The following is a 25,133-nucleotide window of genomic DNA, read 5'->3' as shown; positions in this document are numbered from 1 at the left end:
TCTTGGGTTTTTTGTCTGTTTCTGGGGGTCGCTGGGTTGTGACCGGTCGCACCCGTGGGTCGGAATGATGGCCGGGGCGGGGTCGTTACACACCCTGACGATCGCAGGACCACCGGTTCACCACCCCGCTCATGGGGTTGGGGGCGCTGGTGGCGGGGTTGGAATGGCTGCCCCCGCCGGGTCGTTGGAGCCTTCCGTAAGCGACCGCCCGAGTGCCCTGCCCGATCGGGTGCTGGTGGATGGGCGAACCCCGGAATGACCCGGGCCCCCCGGTCGTTACACATGGACCCGGCGCCACAAGCCCCCGGCTCGCGCCCCCGAACCGCGGTGCCCGAGCCCCGGCTCGCAGGCCGCCGACCCGGCGCCATGAGCCCCCGGCTTGTCAGGCGCCGACTTCCCCCAAGACTTTCTCCTTGAATCTGATGCGCCGGACGAGGTGCTCACACCCTGTACCGTCGACCCCCATCGGTGGCCTGGGTGTTTCCTACCCCCGAAGGAGCTACCCCCATGAACACGATCATCCGTAAGAGCATGCTGTCCGTTGCTGGCCTCGCGTTCGCCGGTGGTGTCTTCGCCGGCCCGATCGCCGCGCACGCCAACCCCGTGGATGCCAAGCCCGTCGCGGTGGCGGTGCAGTCGGGTGCGCCGAAGCCGCAGGGCGACCAGTCCCGAATCGCGTTGAATGACGAGCAGACCGCCAACGTTAAGGCGATCATCGCCGCGACGAAGAAGGCCGGCCTGCCCGAGCGCGCCGCGGTCATCTCGATCGCGACGAGCCTGCAGGAGTCGAAGTTGGAGAACCTGGGTCACCTCGGTGACGCCAACGACCACGACTCGCTGGGCCTGTTCCAGCAGCGCCCGTCCAGCGGTTGGGGCACCCCGGAGCAGATCACTGACCCGGAGTACTCCACGACAGCGTTCCTCAAGGGCCTGCGTCAGGTCGACGGGTGGCAGGACATGCCCCTGACCGACGCCGCCCAGACCGTGCAGGTCTCGGCGTACCCGGACGCGTACGCCCAGTGGGAGCAGCAGGCCACCGACCTGGTCGCCCAGCACTGGAACAGCTGACCCGCACACCGAACGACCCGACCACTGGCCGGCACCCCCATTCCGGGGTGCCGGCCAGTGGCATGTTCCGCACCTCGCGCGTCCCGGCTGGGGTCGTCGATCATGGAGTTGTGGTGCCGGACTGCTTCGGGCGACTTGTCCAGCACCACAACTCCATGATCGACCCCACTAGGCGGGGCCGGGCGGGGTGGGTCGGGTCGGGCGGCGCGGCGCGGCGCGGCGGGGCGCGGCGGGGCGCGGCGCGGGTAGGGCTAGGGCTGGCTCGGGTGGGGTGGGAACACGGGTGGGGTCTGGTTGGTTGTGGTCAGTGTCGGTGTGACTCAGTGTCCCCGGGCCTCACCTAATATCGCCTTCGCGGAATACCGTTCGGCTGGAGCCGCGTCGTGCCACTCGCCGAGAGGCGACCTGCACACCGACACCAGCGCCGCCCCCGAGCCCACACGGCCCGGGGGCGGCGCTGTCTGTGCCCGTGGGTCAGGCAGGGGCGGCACAATGCTCGGATGACCGAGCCGCAGCCATGGTCCGAGCAGACGGGTTTACTCGTACTCCCCAGCGGGGCGACGGTGCGCGGGCGCCGCATCGGTGCGGTGACCTCGCCCGCCGACTTCGCCCTGCTGTTGGCGCCTGGCCCGGAGCCGACCTGGCCGCACCGGAAGATCCGGTGGCCCGATTTCTGGGTACCGCTTGATCGGGCGGACGCTCTCGATGCCCTTCGGGTGGCTTTGCGGCGGGCGCACGACGGCGAGCGCATCGAGGTGGCCTGTCGGGGTGGGGTGGGGCGCACCGGAACGGCGTTGGCCGCGCTGGCGATCCTCGACGGACTGCCGGCCGACCGGGCGGTGCCGTGGGTGCGGGCGGGCTACCACCCGAAGGCCGTGGAGACGCCCTGGCAGCGACGCTGGCTGCGCCGCGTGGCCTGACCGCCCGTGCGACTGCGACGCGCCGCCGGTCCGCAGGCGACCACACGCGGCATGACCCACCGCCGCTCGCCCGCCGCTCGCCCCGTGCCGCCGCCCCGGCCGGTTGACCGTCGGTCACGCACCCCTAGGCGACCGCCACCGGCTCGTTGACGTACGCGCGCAGGTGGGTGGCGGTGAGGGTGTCTCCGTGGGCGACCAGGTCGGCGGGCGTGCCGGTGAAGACGATCCGGCCGCCGTCGTGCCCGGCGCCGGGGCCGAGGTCGATGAGCCAGTCGGCGTGCGCCATGACCGCCTGGTGGTGCTCGATGACGATCACCGTGTTGCCGGCGTCGACCATCCGGTCGAGTAGGGCCAGCAACTGGTCCACGTCGGCGAGGTGCAGGCCGGTGGTCGGCTCGTCCAGCACGTAGGTGGTGGTCTTCTCCGCCAGGTGGATGGCGAGCTTGAGTCGTTGCCGTTCCCCGCCGGACAGGGTGGTCAGTGGTTGGCCGAGGCTGAGGTAGCCGAGCCCGACGTCGACCAGCCGACCGAGGATGACGTGCGGGAAGAAGGCGTGCGCCTCGGTGACCGACATGGCCAGCACCTCGCTGATGTTCTTGCCGCGCAGTGTGTACGTGAGCACCTCGTCGGTGAAGCGTCGCCCCTCGCACCGTTCGCAGACGCTGGCGACGCCGGCCATCATCGCGAGGTCCGTGTAGATCAGCCCGATTCCCTTGCACGCCGGGCAGGCGCCCTCGGAGTTGGCGCTGAACAGGGCCGCCTTGACGCCGTTGGCCTTGGCGAAGGCGGTACGGATCGGGTCGAGCAGCCCGCTGTAGGTGGCCGGGTTGCTGCGTCGGGACCCGCGGATCGGGGACTGGTCCACGATCACCACCCCGGAGCGGCCGCGCAGCGACCCGTGGATCAGTGAGCTCTTGCCGGAGCCGGCGACGCCGGTGACCACGGTGAGCACCCCGAGCGGGATGTCCACGTCCACGTCGTGCAGGTTGTGCAGGTCGGCGTGGCGGATGGCGAGCTGCCCGGTGGGTCGGCGTACCTCGTCGCGCAGGGTCACCCGGTGGTCCAGGTGCCGGCCGGTGAGCGTGTCGGAGCGGCGCAGTCCGGGGATGTCGCCGGTGAAGCAGATCCGGCCACCGTCGGCGCCGGCCCCCGGACCGAGGTCGATCACGTGGTCGGCGATCGCGATGGTCTCCGGCTTGTGCTCGACCACCAGCACGGTGTTGCCCTTGTCGCGCAGCCGCAGCAGCAGGTCGTTCATCCGGGCGATGTCGTGCGGGTGCAGGCCCACGGTGGGTTCGTCGAAGACGTACGTGACGTCGGAGAGGCTGGAGCCGAGGTGCCGGACCATTTTCACCCGTTGCGCCTCACCTCCGGAGAGGGTGGCCGACTCCCGGTCCAGGCTGAGGTAGCCCAACCCGATCTCGACCAGGGAGTCCAGCAGGTCCCGCAGGTTGGCGATCAGTGGTGCGACCCCCGGGTCGTCGATGCCCCGGACGAACGTCGCCAGGTCGCTGATCTGCATCGCCGAGCAGTCGGCGATATTGCGTCCGGCGATCCGCGAGGACAGGGCCGCCGCGTTGAGGCGGGTGCCGCCGCAGTCGCCGCAGGTGGTGAAGGTGACCGCCCGGTCGACGAAGGCGCGGATGTGCGGTTGCATCGACTCGCGGTCCTTGGCCAGGAGGAGCCGCTTGACCTTGACGGCCAGACCCTCGTACGTCCAGGTGTTGCTGCCCACCTTGATCTTGGTGGCTGGCTTGTGCAGGAAGTCCTCCCACTGTTGCGGGGTGAAGTCCTGGAGTTTGACGTCCGGGTCGAACAGGCCGGAGCCGACGATGGTCTGCCAGTACCACGAGTCGACGGCGAAGTTGGGCACGGTGATCGCGCCGTCGTTGAGGGAGCGCTCGACGTCCACCAACTCGTTGATGTCGAGGTCGGAGACCCGGCCCAGCCCTTCGCAGGTGGGGCACATGCCCTCGGGCAGGTTGAAGCTGAACGCCCCCGCGCCGCCCACCGCAGGCACGCCGAGCCGGCTGAAGAGGATCCGCAGCATGGCGTACGCGTCGGTGGCGGTGCCGACGGTGGAGCGGGAGTTGACGCCCATCCGCTCCTGGTCGACGACGATGGCCGCGCTGAGGTTGCGCAGCGAGTCGACGTCCGGCCGACTGAGGTTCGGCATGAACGACTGGAGAAACGCGCTGTAGGTCTCGTTGATCATGCGCTGGGACTCGGCGGCGATGGTGCCGAAGACCAGCGACGACTTGCCCGATCCGGAGACGCCGGTGAAGACGGTCAACCGGCGCTTGGGGATGTCGACCGAGACGTCGGCGAGGTTGTTCTCCCGCGCTCCGCGTACCTCGATCATGTCGTGGCTGTCGGCGGCGGACCATGCTGGCTGCGACATGCGAACCCTTCACAGAGTCGTGGCGGGACTCTGCCCCGCCGATGCTGGCGGGTTCCATTGTCTCATTCATCCCCATGTAGACAGTTCTGCCAAACTCCGAGCGTGCATGAAAGCACTACGCCCCGTAAAGTCTCAAATCACGTCGTAAGCGGTAGGGTGGCTCGCGTGGACGGCGCCCCGAAGGATCGGCTCCGCGCCGTGGACCTGGCGGCCACCGTCGGGATCTCGGTGCAGCAGGTGCGCAACTACGTCGAGCTGGGGGTGCTGCCACCGGTGCGGCGCACCGCGAGCGGCTACCGGATCTTCACGAGCGAGCACGCCCGTGCGCTGACCGTGGCGCGGCGGTTGGCCGAGGGGCACGGCTGGAGTCGTACCCGGGAGATCATGGCGGCGGTACACGGCGGTGACCTGCCGGCGGCCCTCGCGGCGCTCGACGGCGGTCACGCCGAACTGGACCGGGAACGCGCCGAGATCCGCCGGGTGCTCGGCGCCTTCGAGACCGTGCTGGCCAGCGCACCGGCGGCCCGGCCCGCACCGCGCCGCGCCGCCCGCATCGGCGAGGTCGCCGCCCTGGTCGGGGTCCGCACCTCGCAGCTACGGCTGTGGGAGCAGCGCGAGCTGCTGCGGCCGCGCCGCACCCCGGGCACCAACTACCGGGTGTACGACGAGGCGGAGCTGCGCGCCGCGCAGGTCATCGCGCTGCTGCGCCGGGGCGCGTACCCGTTCGAGATCATCGAGGCGGTGCTGGGGGAGTTGCGGACCACCGGCAGCCCGCAGCGGGTGCGCGCCGAGCTCGCCCGCCGCGAGCAGGAGCTGCACACGCGCAGTCTGCGCCGGCTGCGGGGCAGTGCCGCCCTGCACGACTACCTGCGCGGGCGCGACGAGGCGGGCTGACCGAGCAGGGCAACCCGTCCCGCCGGAGGATCTTGTTGACTAGGGTCGGGCACATGAGGACTGCGCTGCTGGCGGCCACCGCGTCCGCCGTCCTGCTCGCTCCCACGCCCGTCGCCGCCGCGGGAGCGTCCGCCGCGTCGGCCGTGCGGTGCCCCCGCGCCCCGGCGCCGGGGGTGTCCCGTCCGCCCCGCCCCTCGCCCCCGCCTGCCGTGCCCGAGCAGCGGGTCGTCGGTGGCGCGGGGCTGGACACGACCGGCCTGGTCACGCCCGCCGGCGTCGTCGCGCCGCCGGGGGTCAGCGCCACCTCGTGGCTGGTCGCGGACCTGGACAGCGGCCAGGTGCTCGGCGGTTGCGGCCCCCACGAGTACGGCACGCCGGCCAGCGTGCAGAAGCTCCTGCTGGCGGCCACGATGCTGCCCCGGCTCGACCCGGAGCAGACGGTCACCGTCACCGAGGACGATATGAATATCGAGCCCGGCTCGTCGGCCGTGGGGCTGGTCGCGGGCGGCCGCTACAGCATCGAGACGGTCTGGTTGGGGTTGCTGCTCAACTCGGGCAACGAGGCGGCGAACGTGCTGGCCCGGCTGGGCGGGGGAGCCGACGGTGCGGCGGGCGGGGTCCGCGCCATGAACGAGCAGGCGCACCGCCTCGGCGCGCTCCAGACGCATGCGGTCACCCCGTCGGGGCTGGACGGCCGGGGGCAGTTCACCAGCGCGTACGACCTGGCGCTGATCGCCCGGGCCTGCTTCGCCGAGCCGACCTTCCGCCGGTACGCGCTGACCGAGCAGACGCAGATTCCCGCCCAGCCGGCGCAGCGCACCAAGGGTTTCGAGATCCAGAACGAGAACCAGCTCGTCTACCGGTACCCGGGCGCGCTCGGCGGCAAGACCGGCTTCACCGACCTGGCCCGGCACACGTACGTGGGGGCGGCGGAACGCGACGGGCGACGCCTGGTGGTGGCGTTGCTGGGCGCGGAGTCCACGCCGATGCGCGGTTGGGAGCAGGGCGCCACCCTGCTGGACTGGGGCTTCACCCTGCCCCGGGACGCCACCGTCGGCCGGCTGGTCGAGCCGGGCGAGCTGACCGCCACGCCGTCGGCGGCGCCGTCCGCGCTGGTGGCACCGGGTGCGCCCCGGCCTGCGGCAGCCAGCGGGCCGACGCGTACCGGCTCGGGATGGCTCTGGTCGGTGGCCGCGGTGAGCGCCGCGGGCGTGGTGATGCTGCTGGGCGGGCTGCTGTGGCGCCGCCGCCGCCGGCTGCCCTGACGGATCGACATCCGGCGCTGCCCTCCATAGACTCCGGTCTTTGTGGCCCCACGAGTCCAGGAGGATCCCTGTGTCGAGTGAACTCCCACCGCGCCCCGGCGTGGCGGCACCCCGCCGACCGGTGCGCGCCCTGACCCGCCTCGCGGGGGTGACCGTGCTCGCCGGGGCGCTGGTCGTCGGCGGGTCCGCCGCCGCGGTCGCCGCGCCGGGCCCGTCCGGCGATGCGGTCACCGCGTCCGCCGCGCCGACCACCGGTGTCGACACCGCCACCCGACCGCCGCGCACCACCCACGGGCCCTGCGCGTACACCGAGACGCCGGACGAGCCCGCGGCCCGGCCGGTGCCGCTGCCGCCCGACCCGCGACGCACGCCGGCCCGGGGCACCGTCCGGGTGACCCTGGCGACCAACCACGGGCCGATCGGGCTGACCCTGGACCGGGCCGCCGCGCCGTGCACGGTGCAGAGCTTCCTGCACCTGGTGGGCAAGCGCTTCTACGACCGCACCCCGTGCCACCGGCTCACCGCGTACCCGACGTTGAGCGTGCTGCAGTGCGGTGACCCGTCGGGCACCGGCGAGGGGGGCCCGGGATACCGGTACCGCGACGAGCTGCCGACCGACCTGCCGCCGGCGCCCACCGACCCGACCGGGGAGCGCCGGGTGTACGCCCGGGGCGTGCTGGCCATGGCCAACGCCGGGCCGGACACCAACGGCAGCCAGTTCTTCCTGGTCTACGCCAACTCGGCGCTGCGCCCCAACTACACGATCTTCGGCGAGGTCGACGCGGCCGGGCTGGCCACGCTGGACCGGATCGCCGCCGGGGGAGTGGCGCCGACCGCCGAGGACCCGGCACCGGTCGACGGCGCGCCGGCGCTGCCGGTGACCATCCGCAAGGCCGCCCGCACGCACCACCACCACTGACGGGCCGGCGCGGTGGGTGACCCCTCGGTCGCTCACCGCGCCGTAGGTGTCGACTGGCGTCAGCCGGGCAGTGCCGGAATTCCCGGAAGCGGACCGGAAGCGGTCCACCCGGTCTCCGGCGCAGGTCCGGCCGTCACGACGGGTCGGGCGACCCGGTCGGTGGGGCGGCGGTGCTGTCGCGGACGACCAGTTCGGTGGCCAGTTCCACCCGGGGCGAGTCGATGCCCTCGCCCTGGGAGAGGCGCAGCACGGTCCGGGCCGCCAACCGTCCCATCTCGACCAACGGTTGGCGCACGGTGGTCAGCGGTGGGGATGCCCAGCGGGCCTCCGGCAGGTCGTCGAACCCGACGACGCTCACGTCGTCCGGGACGCGTAGCCCTCGGCGCCGGATGGCCTCGTAGACGCCGAAGGCCATCTGGTCGCTGGCGGCGAAGATGCCGGTCGGCGGGTCAGCGAGATCGAGCAGCGCCGTACCGCCGGAGAACCCGGAGGCGTGGTAGAAATCGCCCGGGTAGATCAACTTGTCGTCCACCGGCACTCCGGCGGCCTCCAGCCCGGCCCGGTAACCGTCGAGCCGGGCGCGGCTGCACAGCAGGTGCGTCGGCCCGGCCACGAAGCCGATGCGCCGGTGCCCGATCGAGAGCAGGTGTTCGGTCGCGGCGAGACCACCGGCCCAGTTGGTCGCACCGATGGTCGGAACGTCCATGGCCGGAACGCCGGCCGGGTCGACGACCACCACCGGCACGTTGAGGCGGCGCAGTTGCGCGTGCAGTGGCGGGCTCAGGTGAGAGGTCACGAAGATGACGCCGTCGGTGGCCCGGGTGCGCAGATTCTGTAGCCACTGCCGGGCCGCGGTGGGCTGCCGGTGGATCGCGGAGACCACGGTGCCGAGGCCCGCACCGTGCCCGACATCCTCCACACCTCGGATGATTTCCACAGCCCAGGGGCTGTCCAGGTCGTTGAAGACCAGGTCGACGAGGCCGGCACGGCGAACGCTGCGGCTGGTGCGCCGCCGGTAGCCGTGGTGGCGCAGCAACTCCTCGACCCGCTCCCGGGTGCCGGGGGCCACATCGGAGCGACCGTTGAGCACCCGTGACACGGTCGGCACCGACACCCCGGCCTCCCGTGCGATCGCGGTGATGGTCACCCTGCGTCCGTCGTCCGCGCCCACCCGCGTCTCCTTCACCGAGCCGGAGGAACGACCACAACACGTCGTCCACCGTGTGTCCCGAAACGGCGTGCCCGTCTCACGCGTCATCTTGCCTCACGGGAGCGGGTTGTCGACATGCCAGGTGGGTGCTGATGATCACCGAAGTTGCGGAAATCTTCCGGAAACGTATCGGCGCAGTTGCCGCGGCGACCCGAGCGCGGCTGATAGACAGGGTTGGTGGGTAACCGCTTCGGGGTCATGCTCGCGCTCGTCGCACTGCTCGGCGGCTGTTCGCGGCCGGAGCCCCGCCCAGCGCCCGCCGCGCCACAGCCGGCGTCGGTGAGCCCCTCGCCGACGCCGGCGCCGGTGAGCCCGCCGACGCCGACCCCCGGTGAGCGGCTACCGGGGTTCGTGGTCCTGACCGACCTCGACCCGCGCATCCACGCCGACATCCGGTACGCGACACCGCACAACTTCGTCGGCCGCCCGATCACCGGTTACCGCGAGCCGCTGTGCCTGCTCACCCGGAAGGCGGCCGAGGCGTTGCGCCGCGTGCAGGACGCCGCACTGGCCGGTGGGCACAGCCTGAAGGTGTACGACTGCTACCGCCCGCAGCCCGCGGTGGACGACTTCGTCGCCTGGTCGAAGCGCCCCGGTGAGCAGCAGACCAAGGCCGAGTTCTACCCGGACGTGGCCAAGAACCGGCTCTTCGCCGAGGGGTACATCGGGGCGCCCACCGCGCACAGCCGGGGCAGCACCATGGACCTGACCCTGGTCGACGAACCGGCCGCCAGCCAACCCCCGTACCGGGCCGGGCAGCCGCTGGTCGCGTGCACCGCGCCCCCGGGGCAGCGATTCGCCGACAACAGCATCGACATGGGTACGGGCTTCGACTGTTTCGACTCCCGGGCGCACACCGCCGACCCCCGGATCACCGGGACGGCACGGGACAACCGCCGGTTGTTGCAACGGCTGATGACCGACGCCGGGTTCGTCAACTACGACCGCGAGTGGTGGCACTACAGCCTGCGCGACGAGCCGTACCCGGACACGTTCTTCACCGCCCCCGTCGCCCGCTCGTCGGTCGGCTGATCGTCGCGGGATCAGGTCCAGTAGAGGATGCGGCAGGCGGGCACGCGGGCGGCCAGCTCATCGGTGAACCAGCCGCGCAGCTCGGCCATCGTGTCGCGGGGGTAGACGTACTTGACCGCGCCGAACTTGCCGTGCTTGCGGCTGCGGGACTCCTCGTCCATCTCCAGCCGGGTCCGCGGGTACCAGCCGAGCAGCACCTCCTTGCTGCCCGGGGTGAACCGGTGGGTGATCAGCTCGGCGGTCAGGTCCAGCTCCGGGACCCCGTCGACCGCCGCGCGGACCTGGTCGAGCAACTCGCCGTAGCGTTCCCGCCAGTCGGGCAGCGCGATGATCGGCGCGATGGTCAGCCCGACCGGGTAGCCGTCGAGCGCGAGCCGACGCAGCGCGGCCAGACGGTCCGGCACCCGGGCGGTGCCGCCCTCGAACCGCTCGCTGACCGGGGCGCAGTTGACGCTGAACCGGACCCGGGTGCGGCCGGCGTGCGGCAGCCCGACGAAGGTGCCCACGTCGGCGTACTTGGTGGTCCAGCGCAGTTGCACGGGCGCGTCCCAGTCGGCGAAGTGTTGCACCGCCCGCCGCCAGCTCCCGGTCAGGTGCTCCAGCGCGAGCGGGTCGGTGTAGCAGGACGCCTCGAAGGTGGTGCCCTCGTCGGCGCGTCGCGTGTTGCGGCTGGTCACCGTGCCCCGACCGGCGTACGCGGCCAGCCCGGCCAGGATGTCGTCGAGGTCCGCGTACACCCGGGTGACCGGCGGGCCGGACAGTGATCCGGCGAGGTAGCAGTACTGGCAGTGCGCCGGGCAGCCCTCGGCGAGGTCGACCCGCCAGTCGGCGCTGGGCGCGATGGGTTGCAGGTTGCGCCGCGACGGCGGGCTCACCACGATCGCCATGGTCCCCTTGGCGCGCGCGTACGTCTCCCGGTCGGTCTGCCCGCGTACCCCGGTGAGCCGGTTGGACCGCAGGTGTTCCACCTCGATGCCCTGCGCCTGCACCCGCTCGACGATCCGCTGGCCGTGCGGGTGGTCGAGCGCGGCCGGGGTGGCCACCACCCGGCCCGGGGTCCAGCGGCGCGCCGGTCGGGCCGTCGGCGCGAGGCCGGCCAGGTCGCGGATCGGCACCCGCTCGCCGCTAGCGTCGTGCGGAGCGGCGGGTGCGTCCACGGCGAGCGGTTGGTCGACGTCGACCGCGTCCGGGCTGGTCATTGCGCTGGGGTACCCGCTGCCGCAGGAATCCCACCCGAATCGGTCGGCTCACGATTGACGCCACCCGGTGCACGACATAATCTTTCGTCTATCTGTAAAGCTTGTGAACAGAAGCAGGCCGACGCGGCGGCGCGCGTCCCCACCGAAGGGACGATCAGGTGATCGCAGAACTCTCCTCCCGTACCAGACGAGTCTTGTCGCTGTTCGTCGCTCTGCTGGTCGCGCTGAGCGCCGGCCTCGCGGTCAACGCCTCGCGTTCCGCGCAGGCCGCGCCGACGTTCAAGGTCCTGGCCTTCTACAACGGCACGTGGGACGCCGCGCACATCGACTTCGTCAGGGACGCCCGGGCCTGGTTCCCGCAGGCCGCCGCCCAGCACGGCTTCTCCTGGGAGGCCACCAACAACTGGGGTCTGCTGAACACCGCCAACCTGGCCCAGTACAAGGTCGTCATGTTCCTGGACGACGCGCCGCCCACCGCGCAGCGTGGCGCGTTCCAGCAGTACATGCAGAACGGCGGGGCGTGGATGGGCTTCCACGTCAGCGCGTTCACCACCAACCCGTCGAGCTGGAGCTGGTACTACAACACCTTCCTCGGCACCGGCTCGTTCCAGACGAACACCTGGGGACCCACCCGGGTCACCATGCGTGCCGACAACCGCACCCACCCGGCCACCCGGAACCTGCCGGCGACGTACCCCTCCTCGATCAGCGAGTGGTACTCCTGGAGCAACGACCTGCGGCAGAACCCCAACATCGACATCCTCGCCTCGGTCGACCCGTCCAGCTTCCCGGTCGGCACCGACCCCAACCAGTCCTGGTACGGCGGCTACTACCCACTGGTCTGGAGCAACCGGCAGTACAAGATGCTCTACGCCAACTTCGGGCACAACGCGATGAACTACAACACCAACACCGGGCTGTCATCCACCTTCGACAGCGCCCAGCAGAACCAGCTGCTGATCGACGGGCTGCACTGGCTCGCCGGCGCCGGCACCGTCCCCCCGACGACGCCCCCGCCGACGGACGGCCCGATCTCGCCCACCGCCTGGCACACGGTGGTCAACCGGGGCAGCGGCAAGTGCGTCGACGCCCGGGCCGCCGCCAGCGCGAACGGCACCGCCATCCAGCAGTACGCCTGCAACGGCAGCACCGCCCAGCAGTACCAGTTCGTGCCGACCAGCGGCGGCTACCTGCGGGTCAACAACCGCAACAACAGCGCCCAGGTGCTCGACGTGACCAACGTGTCGACGGCGGACTCCGCGCCGATCCAGCTCTGGTCCTACAGCGGCGGCAACAACCAGCAGTGGCGCGCCGAATCCGAGGGCGGCGGCTACTACCGCCTGGTCAACCGACTAAGCGGCAAGTGTCTCGACGTGCCGGCGGCGTCCACGGCGGACAGCGTCCAGCTCGTCCAGTACGCCTGCAACGGCACCGCGGCGCAGTCCTTCCGGCTGGTGCCGCAGGCATAGATCGGCTGCAGTACTGTCCCGGCATGGCAATTCCCGACCGCGTGCCGATCGCGTACGAAGCCGACTACCACACCGGCTCCATCGGCCGGTACGACAAGGGCCAGTTCTTCGGCTCCGTGACCGCCACCCTCGAGGACGGTTCCGGAGCCGAAGACGACTGGTACCGCCACAAGCGGTGGTACGCGGTGCTGCACCGTTTCGACGCCGACGGCGTGCACACCGACTCGGACATCTGGTTCGCGGGCACCAGTGAGGACGAGGAGGCCTCGATCGACCGGGCCGAGGCTCGCCTCGCCGAGTGGCTCGACACACTGCCCGGTCGGGAGTTCACCGACATCGCGATCGCGCTGTTCCAGGTCGAGGTGGACGGGCACGTCTTCGGGTTGATCGACGGATCGGAGGACTACGACGGCGAGGACCACGCCGAGTTCGTCCCCGACGAGCTCGGGTTCGACCCGCCCTGGGACGGCCTCTACGACACCTGAGCGGCCCGACCGAACCGGGTGGCGACGTCGCGGAGGACGGCGCGCAGCTCCGGCGGGTCCAGCACGTCGAAGTTGACCTCGAGGGTGCCGAGGAAGGCGGCGAGATTGCCCAACGACTCGCCGCCGGTGTGCAACAGGCAGGTCTGCCCGTCGATCGCCTCCAGCAGGCCCGCCGTGGTCGGTATCCGTTGCGCCATCTGCTCGGCCGAGGCGTGCAGGCGTACCCGTGCCGGGTGTGGCCAGGCGGTGGAGCCGACGCCGCGCAGCACGTGCGCGACCGCGTCGCCACCTGGCGGCTCCCGGGGCGTGAAGCGGGGGCCGGTCGGCACCCGGGGTCGGATGCGGTCGGCGCGGAAGGTGCGCCAGTCGGCCCGGTCGGTGTCCCACCCCAGCAGGTACCATCGCCGCCCGGTGTAGACCAGCCGGTACGGCTCGACATCGCGCACGGTGGCCGTGCCGTCGTGCCCGGCGTAGTCGAACCGCAGCCGCTCCCGGTGATGCACCGCCGTGGAGACGGCGGTGAGCGTGTCGGCGTCCACGGTCGGGCCGCCGCCCGCGGCGGAGACCGTTGCCGCGCGCAGGGCGTCCACCCGGTGCCGCAGCCGCGACGGCAGCGACTGTTCCAGCTTCGCCAGCGCCCTCAGCGACGTCTCCTCGATGCCCGTCACCGACCCACCCGCGGCCGCCCGCAGCCCGACGGCCACCGCCACTGCCTCGTCGTCGTCGAGCAGCAGCGGTGGCAGCGCGGACCCGGCACCGAGCCGGTAGCCGCCCGCGACACCGGGGTGTGACTCGATCCGGTAACCCAGCACCCGCAACCGCTCCACGTCGGTGCGGACCGTGCGGGTGGTGACCGCAAGTCGTTCGGCCAGCTCCGCTCCGGACCACTCCCGGCGGACCTGGAGGAGGGTCAGCAGCCGCAGCAGCCGTACGGAGGTCTCCACCATGCCCGCGAGTCTGCCCCACGGCTTCCCGGGAGTGCGCCGCGCCGACGGCGCGGATATCCATTGCGGACGCGCCGTGGCGCTCCTAGTCTCGTCCGTGCAAGGTCAACCGATCACACCCCGAGGGGAGTACGCCGTGCCGCGACGCGTCCGCACCGATGCCGCCTCGCGCCTGCTCCCCGTCGGCGCCGCTGTGCTCACCACTGCCAAAAATCTTGTCTGCCGCCCATTGCGGCGCAGCGAGTCGGGGTGCCGCGACTGACGTCGACGCTGACGCGTCCGTCGGCCGCCCATCCCACCGGGATCGGGCGGCCCTTTCGTCTCCGCGAACCGCCGCCGCGGCCCGGCCAATCAGCGCATGATCTTTATCGGTCACCGCACGACAGAAGGAGACCACGATGGGATTCACCCCTCTCGCCGGCACCCGGGCGCCGGTCCGGGTCTGGGCCGACCCGTACGCCATCGAGCCGCAGGCCGCGAAGCAGCTGCGCAACATCGGCGCGCTGCCCTGGGTGCAGGGCGTCGCCGTCATGCCCGACGTGCACTTCGGCAAGGGCGCCACGGTCGGCTCGGTGATCGCGATGCGACAGGCCGTCTCACCGGCCGCGGTCGGCGTCGACATCGGCTGCGGGATGTCGGCGGTCCGCACCTCGCTGACCGCCGCCGACCTCCCGGACGACCTGGTCGCGCTGCGTTCGGCGATCGAGGCCACCATCCCGGTCGGCTTCGCCCAGCGGCAGGACACCGTCGACACCCGTCGGATCCGTGGTCTGGAGCAGGCCGGCTGGGACGACTTCTGGGGCCGGTTCGCCGGCCTGGACCGGCGGGTGGCGCAGCTGGAGACGCGGGCACGGCGGCAGCTCGGCACCCTCGGCGGGGGTAACCACTTCATCGAGGTCTGCCTGGAGCAGGGCGGCGCCGACGAGGGCCGGGTCTGGCTGATGCTGCACTCCGGGTCCCGCAACATCGGCAAGGAGCTGGCCGAGCGGCACATCGGGGTGGCCCGGGGCCTGCCGCACAACGCCGACCTGCCGGACCGGGACCTGGCGGTGTTCCTCGCCGGCACGCCGGAGATGGACGCGTACCGGCGGGACCTGTGGTGGGCGCAGGAGTACGCGCGCCGCAACCGGGCCGTCATGGTGGCCCTGCTCTGCGGCGTGGTGCGCGAGCAGTTCCCGCAGGTCTCCTACGACGAGCCGATCTCGTGCCACCACAACTACGTCTCGGAGGAGAGCTACGACGGGGTGGACGTGCTGGTCACCCGCAAGGGCGCGATCCGGGCCGGCCGGGGTGACCTGGGCATCATCCCCGGGTCGATGGGCACCGGGTCGTACATCGTGCGGGGTCGGGGCAACCCGGACGCGTACTGCTCGGCGTCGCACGGGGCCGGGCGGCGGATGTCGCGGGCACAGGCGAAGCGGACGTTCAGCACGGAGGACCTGGCCGCGCAGACCTCCGGGGTGGAGTGCCGCAAGGACGCCGGGGTGGTCGACGAGATCCCCGGCGCGTACAAGGACATCACCGAGGTGATGGCCCAGCAGGAGGACCTGGTCGAGGTGGTGGCGCACCTCAAGCAGGTGGTCTGCGTGAAGGGCTGACCACGGGGTCGCGCCCCCGCCGCGTTCGGCGGCGGCGGCGCGAACCCGTGGCCGTGCTCTCAGGCGGCCGTGTCGAGCACGACACGGAACCGGGCCTCGCCCGACAGCATCCGGTCGTACGCCTTCGGCGCCTCGGACAGCGGCAGGACCTCGTTCATCGAGTGGACGCCCTGCCGCTGGCTGAACAGCAGGTTGTCCTCGTTCTCGATGGAGCTGCCGGTCAGGCTCCCGCTGACCGTCCGCGTGCCGAAGATCAGGTCGCTGGTCTGCACCTCGATCGGGTCGAACGCGGCACCCAGGACGACCAGCCGGCCGCGCGGCGCCAGCCCCGGGATCAGGGGCGACATCGACGCGCCGCTGGCCGCGGTGGCCACGATCGCGGCCGCGCCACCGAGGCGCTGCAGCGCCACACCGGGGTGCTCGGCAACGCTGTCGATGTAGTGCTCGGCGCCCAGCTGGGCCGCCAGCTCCGCCTTGCCGGTGCCGCGGGCGATCGCGGCGACCCGGAAGCCGAGCCTGGTGGCGTACTGGATGGCCAGGTGTCCGAGGCCGCCGATGCCCTGTACCGCCACCAGGGCGCCCGGACGGGCGTCGATCTGCTGCAACCCCTTGGACACGGTCAGCCCGGCGCAGAGCAGTGGCGCCGCGTCGACGGCGGACATCCCGTCCGGGATCCGGACCAGTCCGCTGGCCCGGGCGAAGGCGACCTCGGCGTACCCGCCGTCCATTGTGGTGCCGGTCGCGGGCTGGTCGGTGCAGTTGACGAAGTCGCCGCGCCGGCACTGTTCGCAGGCGCCGCAGTGACCGTTGAGATAACCGACGCCCACCCGGTCACCGACCTGCCACGTCGTGACCCCCGCGCCGACGGCGTCGACCACTCCGACGATCTCGTGGCCCGGCACGATCGGGACGGCAGGGTCCGGCCGCAGCAGTCCGTTGACGGCGAGAGCGTCGCTGTGGCAGACGCCGCAGGCCTCGACCCGCAGGCGTACCTGCCCGGGGGCGGGCTCGGTCAGCTCGCGCTCGACGAGGGCGAAGTGTCCCGCCCCCTGGACCTCGTACGCGCGGTACACAGACATGATCAGTTCCTCGTGGTCGTGGCGTGACGGGTCGGTCATGCCTGGGTGGCGTCGAAGGTGAGGAGCACCTTGCCGGCGCGCTCCGGAGAGGCGTCGCGGGCGAGGGCCTCGGCGTAGCGGTGCAGCGGGAAGGTGGAGTCGACCGGGACGGCCAGCTGGCCGCTGGCCACCAGCTCGACGAGCTCGGCGATCACCGCTTCGATCTCGGCGCGCGGTGCGTTGTGGAACCAGCTGACGACCCACAGCCCGCGCAGCGCCAACTCGCCGAAGACGAGGTTGCCCAGTGGGAGGGTCGGGGGCTCGCCGGTGGCCGACGAGTAGCTGACCACGGTGCCGCCGGTCTCCAACACGGTCGCGAGCCTGCCCGCGGTGGCGCCGCCCGCCCCGTCGAGGACCATGCGCAGCCGGGCACCGTCCAGCGCCTTCGTGGTCTGCTCGGCCAGGTCGTCGCCGTCGACCAGCACGACGTCCGCACCGGCGGCTCGGGCCTGCTCGGCGGCCTTCTCGCTGCGGACGACGCTGACCGTCCGGACGCCGGCGATCCGGGCGAGTGTGGTCACGGCGCGCGCGACGGCGGAGTTGCCGAGCGTCTGGCCGATCCAGTCGCCGGGCTTGAGGTCGACGTACCTGTTGAGCATCAGGTAGGCGGTCACCGGGTTGATCACCGCCATGGAGAGTTGCAGGACGTCGATGCCCTCGGGTACGGCGACCACGTTGCGAGCGGGGACGACGACCCGGTCGGCCCAGACGCCCTGCTCGTAGCTGCCGAGGATCACCACTCGCCGTCCGGTCAGGGACTGGTCGGCGGCCGGTCCGACGGTGAGCACCCGTCCGACGCCCTCGGAGCCGATCGAGCCGGGGATCGTCGGCTGCACGGCGTACCAGCCGTTGGCGAAGAGGTTGTCGACCGGGTTGATGGGTGCCGCCTCCATCTGGAGGAGCACGTCGTGGGCACCGACGGTCAGGTCGCCGTCCTGGTCCAACCGGACATTCTGCGCGGCGTCGCCGACTCCGGTCAGGGTGAGCTTGCTCATGGGGGGTGCTCCTTGCGGTGTGATGCGCCGGGCGTAATGGGCTTCCGCCCGTCGGCCATTACGACATTAGCAGTGACATCCGCAGGATGTAAGGGGTGTTCGGGTTTTACCTCTGCGACGTATGCTCAGGGCCATGGCGACCAGCACCGCACGCACCGGCGACGACGGCTCGGTTCCCGCCCGAGCGGCGGCCGTGGTGGACCTTCTCAACTCGCGCTTCTACGCGTTTTCCCCGGACAAGCTCGACACCGCGCAGGAGGCCGCCGCCGTGCTGCTGCCCTTCGGGCAGGAGGGCGTGCCGTCCCCGCAGCGGCTGGACCTGGTCCGCGCCGTGCGTGCCGACCTGCTCGACGTGGTGGACCCGGCGGACCGCACCGATTCCGCCGGGCACTGGGCCGCCCTCGCCGGGCGAACGGCGTCCATCACCTTCCGGCAGGACTTCAGCGCTCCTGGCCACGCGGAGCTGCGCCAGGTCACCGGCGACCCGGTGGTCGGCGAGATCGTTCGATCCGTGGCCGCGCTCGTCACCGAGGGCAACTGGTCGAGGCTGCGGCTCTGCGCCAACGAGGACTGCCGCGTCGTGTTCTACGACACGAGTCGCAACCGCAGCCGTCGCTGGCACTCCTACGAGTTCTGCGGCAACCGCGCGAACGTCGCGGCGTACCGGGCCCGCTCGGCCGGGAGCCGGCCCGGTACGTTGCCGGCCCGCTGAGCTGCGGGCGCGGCCAGGTCGTCAGAAGCCGACGAACACCCGGCGCAGGTCGTCCAGGCTGACCGGGCCGGTCACCCGCACCCCGTCCGGCGTGTGCTGAGGGCCCAGCCGGCCGGTGGCCAGCCGCAGCCACGCCTCGGCGGGGGCGGTCAACTCGCCGTCGGGCTGCTCCGGTGCGTCGACCAGCTCGACCTTCTCGCCCAGCCGCAGCCCGAACGTCCGCTCGGGCTCGTCCAGGCGGACCAGCAGGGTGGCCTCCCGACCACCAAGCTCCTGCGGGCGGCTGGTCCAGGCCAACATGCCGCCGATCTGGTCGAGCAGCAGCGCCACCGCCCCCGGGGTCACCGCCGCGAACGAGTTGAAGCCCACCTCGACGTCCCACTGGTGCAGGGCGAACTCGCTGAGCCGGAACCGGGCCGCGGTGGCCACGTCGACCGGCTCCGGCAGGAAGCCGAGGTCGATCCGCATGGAGGCCCGGGTCCCGGCGTCCAGCGCCTCGTACGCCTCGACCAGCCGCTCGTTGGTGGCGAGGAACCCGGCGGCGTGCTCGGCCGGGGACATCGCGTCCCACCGTGCCCAGACGCCACGGTTGAAGTCCCCGTCCGGGCCGGGCGCGCCGGTGCGGGCGGCGTCCAGCGTCGCCAGGTTGATCTCTGCGCCGCTGCCCAGGTGGCTCAGCACCTGGGACACCTGCCACTCGCTGGCCCCCGACGGCCGGAGCAGGTCGTCTTCCTTGAGGTCCCGTACGAGCGCGGCGAGCTCCTCGTGGCCCGCACGCAGAGCAGTGATGATCTGGTCAGCAGGGGTTGACATGGATCTCCTCAAACGGATTTTCGACGATGGTCGGGACGTTACCGGAAACGGCCGCCGGCCGGGCCAACCCCACGTCGGGGCGGTCCGGCCGGCGGCCGCGTCGGTCGGCTCAGCCCATGTGCACGGTGTTGCCGGTCGGAACGTCCTCCTTGCGCACCTTCACCAGGACCAGGGTGGCCAGCCCGGCGAGCACGATCAGCGCCGCGCCCCAGGCGAACGCCACGCGGTAGCCGTGCACCAGCGCCTCGACCTGGTTGACCGGGTTGGGTGCGCGGCCGACCAGATAGGCGGCGACCGCGCTGGTGTAGAAGGTGTTCAGCAGGGCGGTGCCGAGCGAGCCACCGATCTGCTGGGTGGCGTTGAGCGTCGCGCTGGCCGCGCCGGCGTCGTGCTCCGGCACCCCCACCAGGGCGAGACTGGACAGCGGCACGAAGGTGAAGCCCAGGCCCAGGCCCAGGATCACCTGGGCGGGCAGCAGGTGGGTGAGGAACGAGGTGTCCACGTCGATCTGGGTGAGCACCAGCATGCCCACGGCGGCGAGCACCGACCCGGCGACCATCAGCGGCTTCGCGCCCAACCGTGGCATCAACTGACTGGCACCACCCGCGGCGATCAGCACACCCGCGGTGACCGGAAGCGACGCGAGCCCGGCCTCGAGGGGCTTGTACTGCAACACCACCTGGAAGTAGAAGGTCAGGAAGAGGAACGCCCCGAACAGGCCGGCGCCGATCAGCGTCGAGGTGAGGAACGCCCCGCCCCGGTTGCGGTCCAGCAGGATGCGCAGCGGCAGCAGCGGGTGGCTGGAGCGCAGCTCGATCACCACGAAGGCGGCAAGCAGCGCCACGCCCGCGGCGATGAAGGCGAGCGTCGCGGTGGCGTCCCAGCCGTCCTCGGCGGCCTTGGTGAAGCCGTAGACCAGGGAGACCAGGCCGGCGGTCACCACGATCGCACCGGGCACGTCGTAGCGGGTGTTGCCGTGCGCCCGGCTCTCCGGCACCAGCGGGAGCGCGAAGGCGATGGCGATCGCGGCGACCGGGATGTTGACCAGCAGGCACCAGCGCCAGTCGGCGTACTCGGTGAGCACCCCGCCGAGCAGCAGACCGACCGCCGAGCCGCCACCGGCGATCGCGCCGTACACCGCGAAGGCCTTGGCCCGCTCGGTGGCCTCGGTGAACAGGACGGTGAGCAGCGCCAGCGCGGCCGGCGCGAGCAGCGCGCCGAAGGCGCCCTGGAGCGCACGGGCGGCGAAGAGCATGCCGCCCGTGGTGGCGAGGCCGCCCAACGCGGAGGCGAGCGCGAAGCCGGTCATGCCGACGATGAAGGTGCGCTTGCGCCCCCAGTAGTCGGCGATCCGGCCGCCGAGCAGCAGCAGCCCGCCGAACGCCAGCGTGTAGGCGGTGACCACCCACTGCCGGTTCGCGTCGGTGATGCCCAGGTCGACCTGGGCCTGTGGCAGCGCGATGTTCACGATGGTGGCGTCGAGCACGACCATCAGCTGCGAGACCGCGATGACCGCCAGCGCGATCCAGCGACGCGGGTGCGGCGCTCCTGTCGACGTCCCGGCGCCGGGCGCGCCGGGGGCGGTCGAGGTGGTTCCGGACATGGTGAAGCCTTCCGTGGTGCGAATGTCGAGAGAAATCAGGCCTGAGACGGGCGGTCGTGCTGGTAGCGGAGAACCGGGATCAGCACCTGGTCGACGACCTGGGTGAGGAACGCGTCATCGGCGGGTAGGCCGTGCGCGACGATGCGGGACATGGTGAGCGCGGGCGCCAGATCGTGGAACAACTCGCGCTCGCCGGCCTCCGGCGGGATCTCCCCGCGGGCGGCGGCTCGGACCAGGATGGCGGTGCTGGCCACCCGCCCGGCCGGCAGCACCTGGTGGCGTACCAGGCGTTCCAGCTCGGGGTTGGTGCGCATGGCGAACGTCAGCGCCTGCATGAGGTCGCAGTCGGCCACGCAGATCGCCGCCGTGGCGCGCAGCAACTCGATCAGGTCACCGCGCAGGGAGCCGGTGTCGGGCGGATTGTGCACCCCCACGTGCCGGTCGCGCAGGGCGGCGACGACCAGCTCGGCCTTGCCGTCCCAACGCCGGTAGATGGTGGCCTTGCTGACGTGGGCGCGAGCGGCGACGGCGTCGATCGTCATCCGGTCGTAGCCGACCTCGCGCAGCAGCTCGGTGACGACGGCGAACAGGTCGCTCGCGGTGCAGCGCGGGGCCCGGGCCGCCGGCACTCCGGCACCCGCACCCACCTGCTGACCACCCAGCATCCCCGCACCCCCATGAAACGATGTCGTACTGACCCTAGTTCGCGCAGGTGGGAACGTGCAGGCTTTCGTGAGTTGCGTCGCAGGGCGTGCACGAAACGATTGCGTTTCCAGGTGGAGTCCGGCGGGTGAACGGGGTGGTCAGGCACCGGGTGCGAGGATCACCGGCACCGCCGTCGTGTGGATCCGTGAGCCGTCGTGGGCGGACACCTCGTACACCTCGACCGTGCCCTGCTGCTCCCGTGCCGTCGGCCAGGCGACCACCACGCGGTAGCCGCCGCGGCAGCCGCTGCCGCAACTGGCGGTGCCGAAGCCGGTGGCCACCTCCCGGCCGGCGGCGTCCAGCACCCGGACGCTCACCGTGGCCTCGAAGACCGTGGCGGTGCCGGTGACGACGAGCGGGGCGGCGACCCGCTCACCAGCCGTCGGGCTGGTCACCACGATCGGCGGCAGCAGGTCCGCGTAGTCCGATCGACCGACCGGGCGCGCGCCGTCCAGGCTGACCTGACGCACGGTGGGGAACTGGGTGAGCGTCCACACCACCTGGGCTTCGCGTAGTCGCCGCCGCACCGGGTCGCCGACGGACGGCACCCGCAGCGTCGCCGTGCCGTCGGTGATCCGGCTGACCTCGATGCCGGCCGGGACGAGAGTGGTCAGCCCGGCGGCGGCCTCCGCCGGTGTTGGTCCGGCGGCCAGCTCGGTCAGCGCCAGCCGCGACGTCGCCAGGGTGGCCGGCCGGGCCCGGGTGGTCGGCACCAGCTGCCCGGCGCGGACGAGCCACAGCTCGATGGTCACGGTGTCGCGAGGGTCGGCCGGCCCCGGCGGGGACGTCGTGGGTGATCGTGGAGGCCTCACCGAGGCGGTCGGATCCGGGCGTTCGGTCGCTGGGGCGCTCGTCGGTGCCGCGCTCGTCGGTGCCGTCCTGGAGGGTGCCGCCGTGGGTGCCGGGCCGAGCGCTCCGGAGCGCGGGGTGCCGCACCCGTTCACCAGCAGGCCGGCGACGAGCACCCAAGCGATCACGCCGGTGCGGTTCATGTCGTGTCACCGGCCGGCGCGCCGTCGTCGTTCGGCAGCGCGGGGGGACCGTCCGTCGGCAGCTCCAGCCGGAAACAGGTGCCGGCGCCGGGCTCGCTGCGGACGCTCAGCACACCGCCGAGCAGCGCGGCGTGTTCCCGGGCGATGGCCAGCCCGAGCCCGCTGCCCGGCGACGAGCGGGACGGGTCGACCTTGTGGAACCGGTCGAAGACGTGGGGCAGGTGCTCCGCCGGGATGCCCGGCCCCTGGTCGGTGACCTCGAAGACGACCAGCCGGCCGGCCCCGGTCACGGTGGCCCGGATCTCCCCGCCGCCGTGTTCGACCGCGTTGGCGACCAGGTTGGCCAGCACGCGCTCCAGCCGGCGCGGGTCGGTGCGCAGCATGATCGCGTCGCCGCCGACCAGAACCCGCTCCGACCAGCCGCGGGTGGCGACGATCCCGTGCAGCAGCGCCGACGCGTCGACGGGCCCGACGGCCAGCCGCTCCCGTCCGGCGTCCAACCGGGAGATCTCCATCAGGTCCTCGACCAGCCGGCGCAGCCGGACCACGTCGCCGACCAGCAACCGCGCGGCCGGTCGCGCATCGCCGGGTAACTGGTCGAGGTGCTCGCCCAGCAGCGACGCCGCCGCCACCAGCGCGGTCACCGGGGTACGCAGCTCGTGCGCCACATCGGCGGTGAACCGCCGCTCGCGGGCCTGCGCGGCGGACAGTGCCGCGATCTTCGACTCCAGTGCCTCGGCCATCTCGTTGAACGTCGCCGCCCAGACGCTGAACTCGTCGCGCCCGCGTACCGGCAGGCGGGTGGCGAGCAGACCCTCGGTGAGCGCCCGGGCGGCCCGGCTGGCCCGGCCCACCGGCTCCAGCGTGCGGCGGGCGAGCGCATGACCCACCCCGGCGGCCAGCAGCACCACGAGCACCCAGCCCGCCACCAGCGCGGAGCGCAGTTGACCGAGGTCGCCGGCGACGTCGTCCTCCACGGTGAGGACGTACAGCTCGGCGGTCGAGCCGGGGATGCGCCCGCCGACCACCAGCAGCCGAGGGCGTTGCGCCGGTGCGGAGCGCTGGTAGCCGAGTTGTCCGCCCGCGACGGTGGCCCGCAACCGGGTGCCGAGCGTCGGGGCGTACGCGGGGTGCGAGGGGCGGCTCGGGCCGTCGACGAGCACCACGTGCCGGCCGCTGGCCTCGAAGCTGGTGAGCAGTTCGGCGCTGCGGTGCTCGGTCAGCGGAAGGAACTGTCCGGCGAGCACGAGTTGGTAGCGGGCGTCGGCGGCGGCCTGGTGCAGCGACGCGTCCCACCAGGACTGCCGCAGCAGCAGCCCCGTGCCGCCGGCCAGCAACCCGGCCGAGACCCCGGCGACCAGGACGAACGCGATGGTCAGCCGGCGCCGCAGGCGGCCCGGGGTCACCACGCGTCCGGCCATCGCCGCCCCTCCCGTCAGCCCACGGACAGCTTGTAGCCGGCGCCGCGCACGGTACGGATCAACCGTGGCTGTGCCGGGTCCTCTTCGATCTTGGCGCGCAGCCGTTGCACCGCCACGTCGACCAGTCGGGAGTCGCCGAGGAAGTCGTGGTGCCAGACCAGGTCCAACAGCAGCTCCCGGGTGAAGACCTGGCCGGGTCGGCGGGCCAGCTCCAGCAACAGGCGGAACTCGGTGGCGGTCAGCGCCACCTCCCGGCCGTGCCGGCGGACCACGAAGCTGCCCGGGTCGATCTCCAGGCCGCCGACCTCGATGATGGTGGACGGGGTGACAGCGCTCGTCCTGCGCAGCACCGAGCGGACCCGGGCCACCAGCTCGGGCAGGTCGAAGGGCTTGCGCAGGTAGTCGTCGGCGCCGCACTCCAACCCGACCACCACGTCGATGGTGTCGGTGCGCGCGGTCACCATCAGGATCGGCACCTGACTGGTACGCCGGATCTCCCGGCAGACGTCCAGGCCGTCCAGGCCGGGCAGCATGACGTCGAGCACGATCAGGTCGAGCGGGTGCGCTCGCCATGCCGCCAGGGCCTGCCGCCCGTCGACGGCGGTGTCCACCCGGAATCCGGCGCGGCGCAGCCCGAGGGCGGTGACCTCCCGGATGGAGGCGTCGTCCTCGACCACCAGCACGCGGCCCTCCATCACCCGAGAGTAGACCCGCCGCCACGGTGCGCAGCCTGGCGAAACGGTCGGGTTCCACGGCCCGGCCGGACCGTCGGGTGGCACCTCGTGCCGGCGGAGCGTTGATCTCGACGTGGGCTACTGAGATCATCGGTCGCTCGGATCAGCACACCGCCTGATCCGGCGGTCAGCGCGCACCGCCCGCCACGCCCACCGGCGGCGGACGGTTGCGCGCCGTTGAGGGTGACCCCCGGCCACCTCGATCCGACCAGCTCACACGAAGGGGCACGACGTGCAACGTCACGGCTGCGTGATCCGACTCCGCCCGGACCAGCGGGAAACCTATTTACGGCTGCACGCCACCGTCTGGCCGAGCGTCGAACAGACGCTGCGCGAGGCGAACTTCCGCAACTACACCATCTTTCTGCACAACGACCTGCTCTTCGGCTACTACGAGTACGTCGGCGACGACTACGACGCCGACCTGCGGCTCATCGCCGCTGACCCGCAGACCCAGGAGTGGTGGAAGCTGACCGACCCGTGTCAGGAGTCGCTCGCCGAGCCCGGCTCGGGGCACTGGTGGGCCCCGATGCGGGAGGTCTGGCACCTGGCCGACGAGGCGGTCGGGCCGGTGCCCGACCCGGCGCCACAGGGCTCCGCGAGCTGACGGGTGCTGCCCTCGGTGGGGTGACAACT

23 protein-coding genes are annotated in these 25,133 nt (G+C 72.2%); 11 read left to right on the top strand and 12 right to left on the bottom strand.

The window, feature by feature from the left end:
* The first annotated feature begins 507 nt into the window (after window positions 1-507).
* Window positions 508-1,068, top strand: coding sequence for a hypothetical protein (locus LADH09A_RS27780; RefSeq protein ID WP_238648614.1), 561 nt, complete (start codon window positions 508-510; stop codon window positions 1,066-1,068).
* Between the two features lie 500 nt (window positions 1,069-1,568).
* Window positions 1,569-1,988, top strand: coding sequence for a protein-tyrosine phosphatase family protein (locus LADH09A_RS27775; RefSeq protein WP_238648613.1), 420 nt, complete (start codon window positions 1,569-1,571; stop codon window positions 1,986-1,988).
* A 124-nt stretch (window positions 1,989-2,112) separates the two neighbouring features.
* Here LADH09A_RS27775 and LADH09A_RS27770 read toward each other — a convergent pair whose 3' ends face one another.
* On the bottom strand, window positions 2,113-4,389 hold the full coding sequence (locus LADH09A_RS27770; RefSeq protein WP_238648611.1) for an ATP-binding cassette domain-containing protein: 2,277 nt from the start codon (window positions 4,387-4,389) through the stop codon (window positions 2,113-2,115).
* Between the two features lie 165 nt (window positions 4,390-4,554).
* Here LADH09A_RS27770 and LADH09A_RS27765 point away from each other — a divergent pair, with 165 nt between their 5' ends.
* From LADH09A_RS27765 to LADH09A_RS27755, 3 genes are all read left to right on the top strand, one after another.
* A complete protein-coding gene (locus LADH09A_RS27765; RefSeq protein WP_238648609.1) occupies window positions 4,555-5,283 on the top strand; it encodes a MerR family transcriptional regulator in 729 nt (242 codons plus the stop codon).
* A 53-nt stretch (window positions 5,284-5,336) separates the two neighbouring features.
* Entirely contained in the window at window positions 5,337-6,548 is a 1,212-nt protein-coding gene (locus LADH09A_RS27760) for a D-alanyl-D-alanine carboxypeptidase family protein (protein ID WP_238648608.1), read from the top strand.
* A 70-nt stretch (window positions 6,549-6,618) separates the two neighbouring features.
* Window positions 6,619-7,467, top strand: coding sequence for a peptidylprolyl isomerase (locus tag LADH09A_RS27755; RefSeq protein ID WP_238648607.1), 849 nt, complete (start codon window positions 6,619-6,621; stop codon window positions 7,465-7,467).
* Window positions 7,468-7,600: 133 nt separating this feature from the next.
* On the opposite strand, the gene LADH09A_RS27750 is transcribed toward LADH09A_RS27755, so the two are convergent.
* Complete coding sequence (locus LADH09A_RS27750) at window positions 7,601-8,638, bottom strand: LacI family DNA-binding transcriptional regulator (RefSeq protein ID WP_238648606.1); 1,038 nt, start codon at window positions 8,636-8,638, stop codon at window positions 7,601-7,603.
* A gap of 237 nt (window positions 8,639-8,875) precedes the next feature.
* Here LADH09A_RS27750 and LADH09A_RS27745 point away from each other — a divergent pair, with 237 nt between their 5' ends.
* Window positions 8,876-9,709 carry a M15 family metallopeptidase gene (locus LADH09A_RS27745; RefSeq protein WP_238648628.1) on the top strand — a complete coding sequence of 278 codons (834 nt, stop codon included), beginning with the start codon at window positions 8,876-8,878 and terminating at the stop codon, window positions 9,707-9,709.
* A gap of 11 nt (window positions 9,710-9,720) precedes the next feature.
* Here the strand turns inward: LADH09A_RS27745 and LADH09A_RS27740 are convergent, their stop codons facing one another.
* Entirely contained in the window at window positions 9,721-10,908 is a 1,188-nt protein-coding gene (locus LADH09A_RS27740; RefSeq protein ID WP_238648605.1) for a spore photoproduct lyase family protein, read from the bottom strand.
* Window positions 10,909-11,102: 194 nt separating this feature from the next.
* Between LADH09A_RS27740 and LADH09A_RS27735 the strand changes: the two genes are divergently transcribed.
* Both LADH09A_RS27735 and LADH09A_RS27730 read left to right on the top strand, forming a co-directional pair.
* The gene (locus LADH09A_RS27735; protein ID WP_238648604.1) at window positions 11,103-12,377 is read left to right on the top strand and encodes an RICIN domain-containing protein; all 1,275 of its coding nucleotides are present in this window, start codon (window positions 11,103-11,105) and stop codon (window positions 12,375-12,377) included.
* A gap of 23 nt (window positions 12,378-12,400) precedes the next feature.
* On the top strand, window positions 12,401-12,862 hold the full coding sequence (locus LADH09A_RS27730) for a hypothetical protein (protein WP_238648603.1): 462 nt from the start codon (window positions 12,401-12,403) through the stop codon (window positions 12,860-12,862).
* Here LADH09A_RS27730 and LADH09A_RS27725 read toward each other — a convergent pair.
* Entirely contained in the window at window positions 12,850-13,809 is a 960-nt protein-coding gene (locus LADH09A_RS27725; RefSeq protein ID WP_238648602.1) for a helix-turn-helix transcriptional regulator, read from the bottom strand. The two genes, LADH09A_RS27730 and LADH09A_RS27725, sit on opposite strands and share 13 nt — an antisense overlap.
* Window positions 13,810-14,204: 395 nt before the next feature.
* On the opposite strand from LADH09A_RS27725, the gene LADH09A_RS27720 reads away from it, so the two are divergent.
* A complete protein-coding gene (locus tag LADH09A_RS27720; RefSeq protein ID WP_238648601.1) occupies window positions 14,205-15,404 on the top strand; it encodes an RtcB family protein in 1,200 nt (399 codons plus the stop codon).
* Between the two features lie 59 nt (window positions 15,405-15,463).
* Here the strand turns inward: LADH09A_RS27720 and LADH09A_RS27715 are convergent, their stop codons facing one another.
* Window positions 15,464-16,483 carry an alcohol dehydrogenase catalytic domain-containing protein gene (locus tag LADH09A_RS27715; RefSeq protein ID WP_238648600.1) on the bottom strand — a complete coding sequence of 340 codons (1,020 nt, stop codon included), beginning with the start codon at window positions 16,481-16,483 and terminating at the stop codon, window positions 15,464-15,466.
* A gap of 35 nt (window positions 16,484-16,518) precedes the next feature.
* Entirely contained in the window at window positions 16,519-17,517 is a 999-nt protein-coding gene (locus LADH09A_RS27710; protein WP_238648599.1) for a zinc-dependent alcohol dehydrogenase family protein, read from the bottom strand.
* A gap of 133 nt (window positions 17,518-17,650) precedes the next feature.
* On the opposite strand from LADH09A_RS27710, the gene LADH09A_RS27705 reads away from it, so the two are divergent.
* Window positions 17,651-18,229 carry a CGNR zinc finger domain-containing protein gene (locus LADH09A_RS27705; RefSeq protein WP_238648598.1) on the top strand — a complete coding sequence of 193 codons (579 nt, stop codon included), beginning with the start codon at window positions 17,651-17,653 and terminating at the stop codon, window positions 18,227-18,229.
* A 21-nt stretch (window positions 18,230-18,250) separates the two neighbouring features.
* Here the strand turns inward: LADH09A_RS27705 and LADH09A_RS27700 are convergent, their stop codons facing one another.
* The 6 genes from LADH09A_RS27700 to LADH09A_RS27675 form a co-directional block, all read right to left on the bottom strand.
* Window positions 18,251-19,042 (bottom strand): maleylpyruvate isomerase family mycothiol-dependent enzyme, encoded by a 792-nt coding sequence (locus tag LADH09A_RS27700; RefSeq protein ID WP_238648596.1) that lies wholly within the window; start codon window positions 19,040-19,042, stop codon window positions 18,251-18,253.
* A 109-nt stretch (window positions 19,043-19,151) separates the two neighbouring features.
* On the bottom strand, window positions 19,152-20,645 hold the full coding sequence (locus LADH09A_RS27695) for an MFS transporter (protein ID WP_238648595.1): 1,494 nt from the start codon (window positions 20,643-20,645) through the stop codon (window positions 19,152-19,154).
* Window positions 20,646-20,680: 35 nt separating this feature from the next.
* Window positions 20,681-21,310 (bottom strand): TetR/AcrR family transcriptional regulator, encoded by a 630-nt coding sequence (locus tag LADH09A_RS27690; protein ID WP_238648594.1) that lies wholly within the window; start codon window positions 21,308-21,310, stop codon window positions 20,681-20,683.
* A 138-nt stretch (window positions 21,311-21,448) separates the two neighbouring features.
* Entirely contained in the window at window positions 21,449-22,102 is a 654-nt protein-coding gene (locus tag LADH09A_RS27685) for a Gmad2 immunoglobulin-like domain-containing protein (protein ID WP_238648593.1), read from the bottom strand.
* Window positions 22,103-22,338: 236 nt separating this feature from the next.
* Entirely contained in the window at window positions 22,339-23,763 is a 1,425-nt protein-coding gene (locus LADH09A_RS27680) for an ATP-binding protein (protein WP_238648592.1), read from the bottom strand.
* Between the two features lie 14 nt (window positions 23,764-23,777).
* A complete protein-coding gene (locus LADH09A_RS27675) occupies window positions 23,778-24,458 on the bottom strand; it encodes a response regulator (RefSeq protein ID WP_238648591.1) in 681 nt (226 codons plus the stop codon).
* A 289-nt stretch (window positions 24,459-24,747) separates the two neighbouring features.
* Between LADH09A_RS27675 and LADH09A_RS27670 the strand changes: the two genes are divergently transcribed.
* A complete protein-coding gene (locus LADH09A_RS27670; protein ID WP_238648589.1) occupies window positions 24,748-25,104 on the top strand; it encodes an L-rhamnose mutarotase in 357 nt (118 codons plus the stop codon).
* Window positions 25,105-25,133 lie beyond the last annotated feature (29 nt).

Origin of the sequence: Micromonospora cabrerizensis (assembly GCF_022230955.1) — a bacterium.
In the GTDB taxonomy this organism is placed as follows: domain Bacteria; phylum Actinomycetota; class Actinomycetes; order Mycobacteriales; family Micromonosporaceae; genus Micromonospora; species Micromonospora cabrerizensis.
The sequence above is the reverse complement of the archived record's forward strand: the minus strand, read 5'-3'. Positions and strand labels throughout refer to the sequence as shown.

Coding starts and splice junctions, on each gene's coding strand:
- LADH09A_RS27760 (WP_238648608.1), top strand. CDS start 5,337: ATGAGGACTGCGCTGCTGGCGGCCACCGCGTCCGCCGTCCTGCTCGCT.
- LADH09A_RS27695 (WP_238648595.1), bottom strand. CDS start 20,645: ATGTCCGGAACCACCTCGACCGCCCCCGGCGCGCCCGGCGCCGGGACG.
- LADH09A_RS27740 (WP_238648605.1), bottom strand. CDS start 10,908: ATGACCAGCCCGGACGCGGTCGACGTCGACCAACCGCTCGCCGTGGAC.
- LADH09A_RS27770 (WP_238648611.1), bottom strand. CDS start 4,389: ATGTCGCAGCCAGCATGGTCCGCCGCCGACAGCCACGACATGATCGAG.
- LADH09A_RS27680 (WP_238648592.1), bottom strand. CDS start 23,763: ATGGCCGGACGCGTGGTGACCCCGGGCCGCCTGCGGCGCCGGCTGACC.
- LADH09A_RS27700 (WP_238648596.1), bottom strand. CDS start 19,042: ATGTCAACCCCTGCTGACCAGATCATCACTGCTCTGCGTGCGGGCCAC.
- LADH09A_RS27730 (WP_238648603.1), top strand. CDS start 12,401: ATGGCAATTCCCGACCGCGTGCCGATCGCGTACGAAGCCGACTACCAC.
- LADH09A_RS27675 (WP_238648591.1), bottom strand. CDS start 24,458: ATGGAGGGCCGCGTGCTGGTGGTCGAGGACGACGCCTCCATCCGGGAG.
- LADH09A_RS27725 (WP_238648602.1), bottom strand. CDS start 13,809: ATGGTGGAGACCTCCGTACGGCTGCTGCGGCTGCTGACCCTCCTCCAG.
- LADH09A_RS27715 (WP_238648600.1), bottom strand. CDS start 16,483: ATGTCTGTGTACCGCGCGTACGAGGTCCAGGGGGCGGGACACTTCGCC.
- LADH09A_RS27780 (WP_238648614.1), top strand. CDS start 508: ATGAACACGATCATCCGTAAGAGCATGCTGTCCGTTGCTGGCCTCGCG.
- LADH09A_RS27720 (WP_238648601.1), top strand. CDS start 14,205: ATGGGATTCACCCCTCTCGCCGGCACCCGGGCGCCGGTCCGGGTCTGG.
- LADH09A_RS27775 (WP_238648613.1), top strand. CDS start 1,569: ATGACCGAGCCGCAGCCATGGTCCGAGCAGACGGGTTTACTCGTACTC.
- LADH09A_RS27710 (WP_238648599.1), bottom strand. CDS start 17,517: ATGAGCAAGCTCACCCTGACCGGAGTCGGCGACGCCGCGCAGAATGTC.
- LADH09A_RS27745 (WP_238648628.1), top strand. CDS start 8,876: ATGCTCGCGCTCGTCGCACTGCTCGGCGGCTGTTCGCGGCCGGAGCCC.
- LADH09A_RS27705 (WP_238648598.1), top strand. CDS start 17,651: ATGGCGACCAGCACCGCACGCACCGGCGACGACGGCTCGGTTCCCGCC.
- LADH09A_RS27690 (WP_238648594.1), bottom strand. CDS start 21,310: ATGCTGGGTGGTCAGCAGGTGGGTGCGGGTGCCGGAGTGCCGGCGGCC.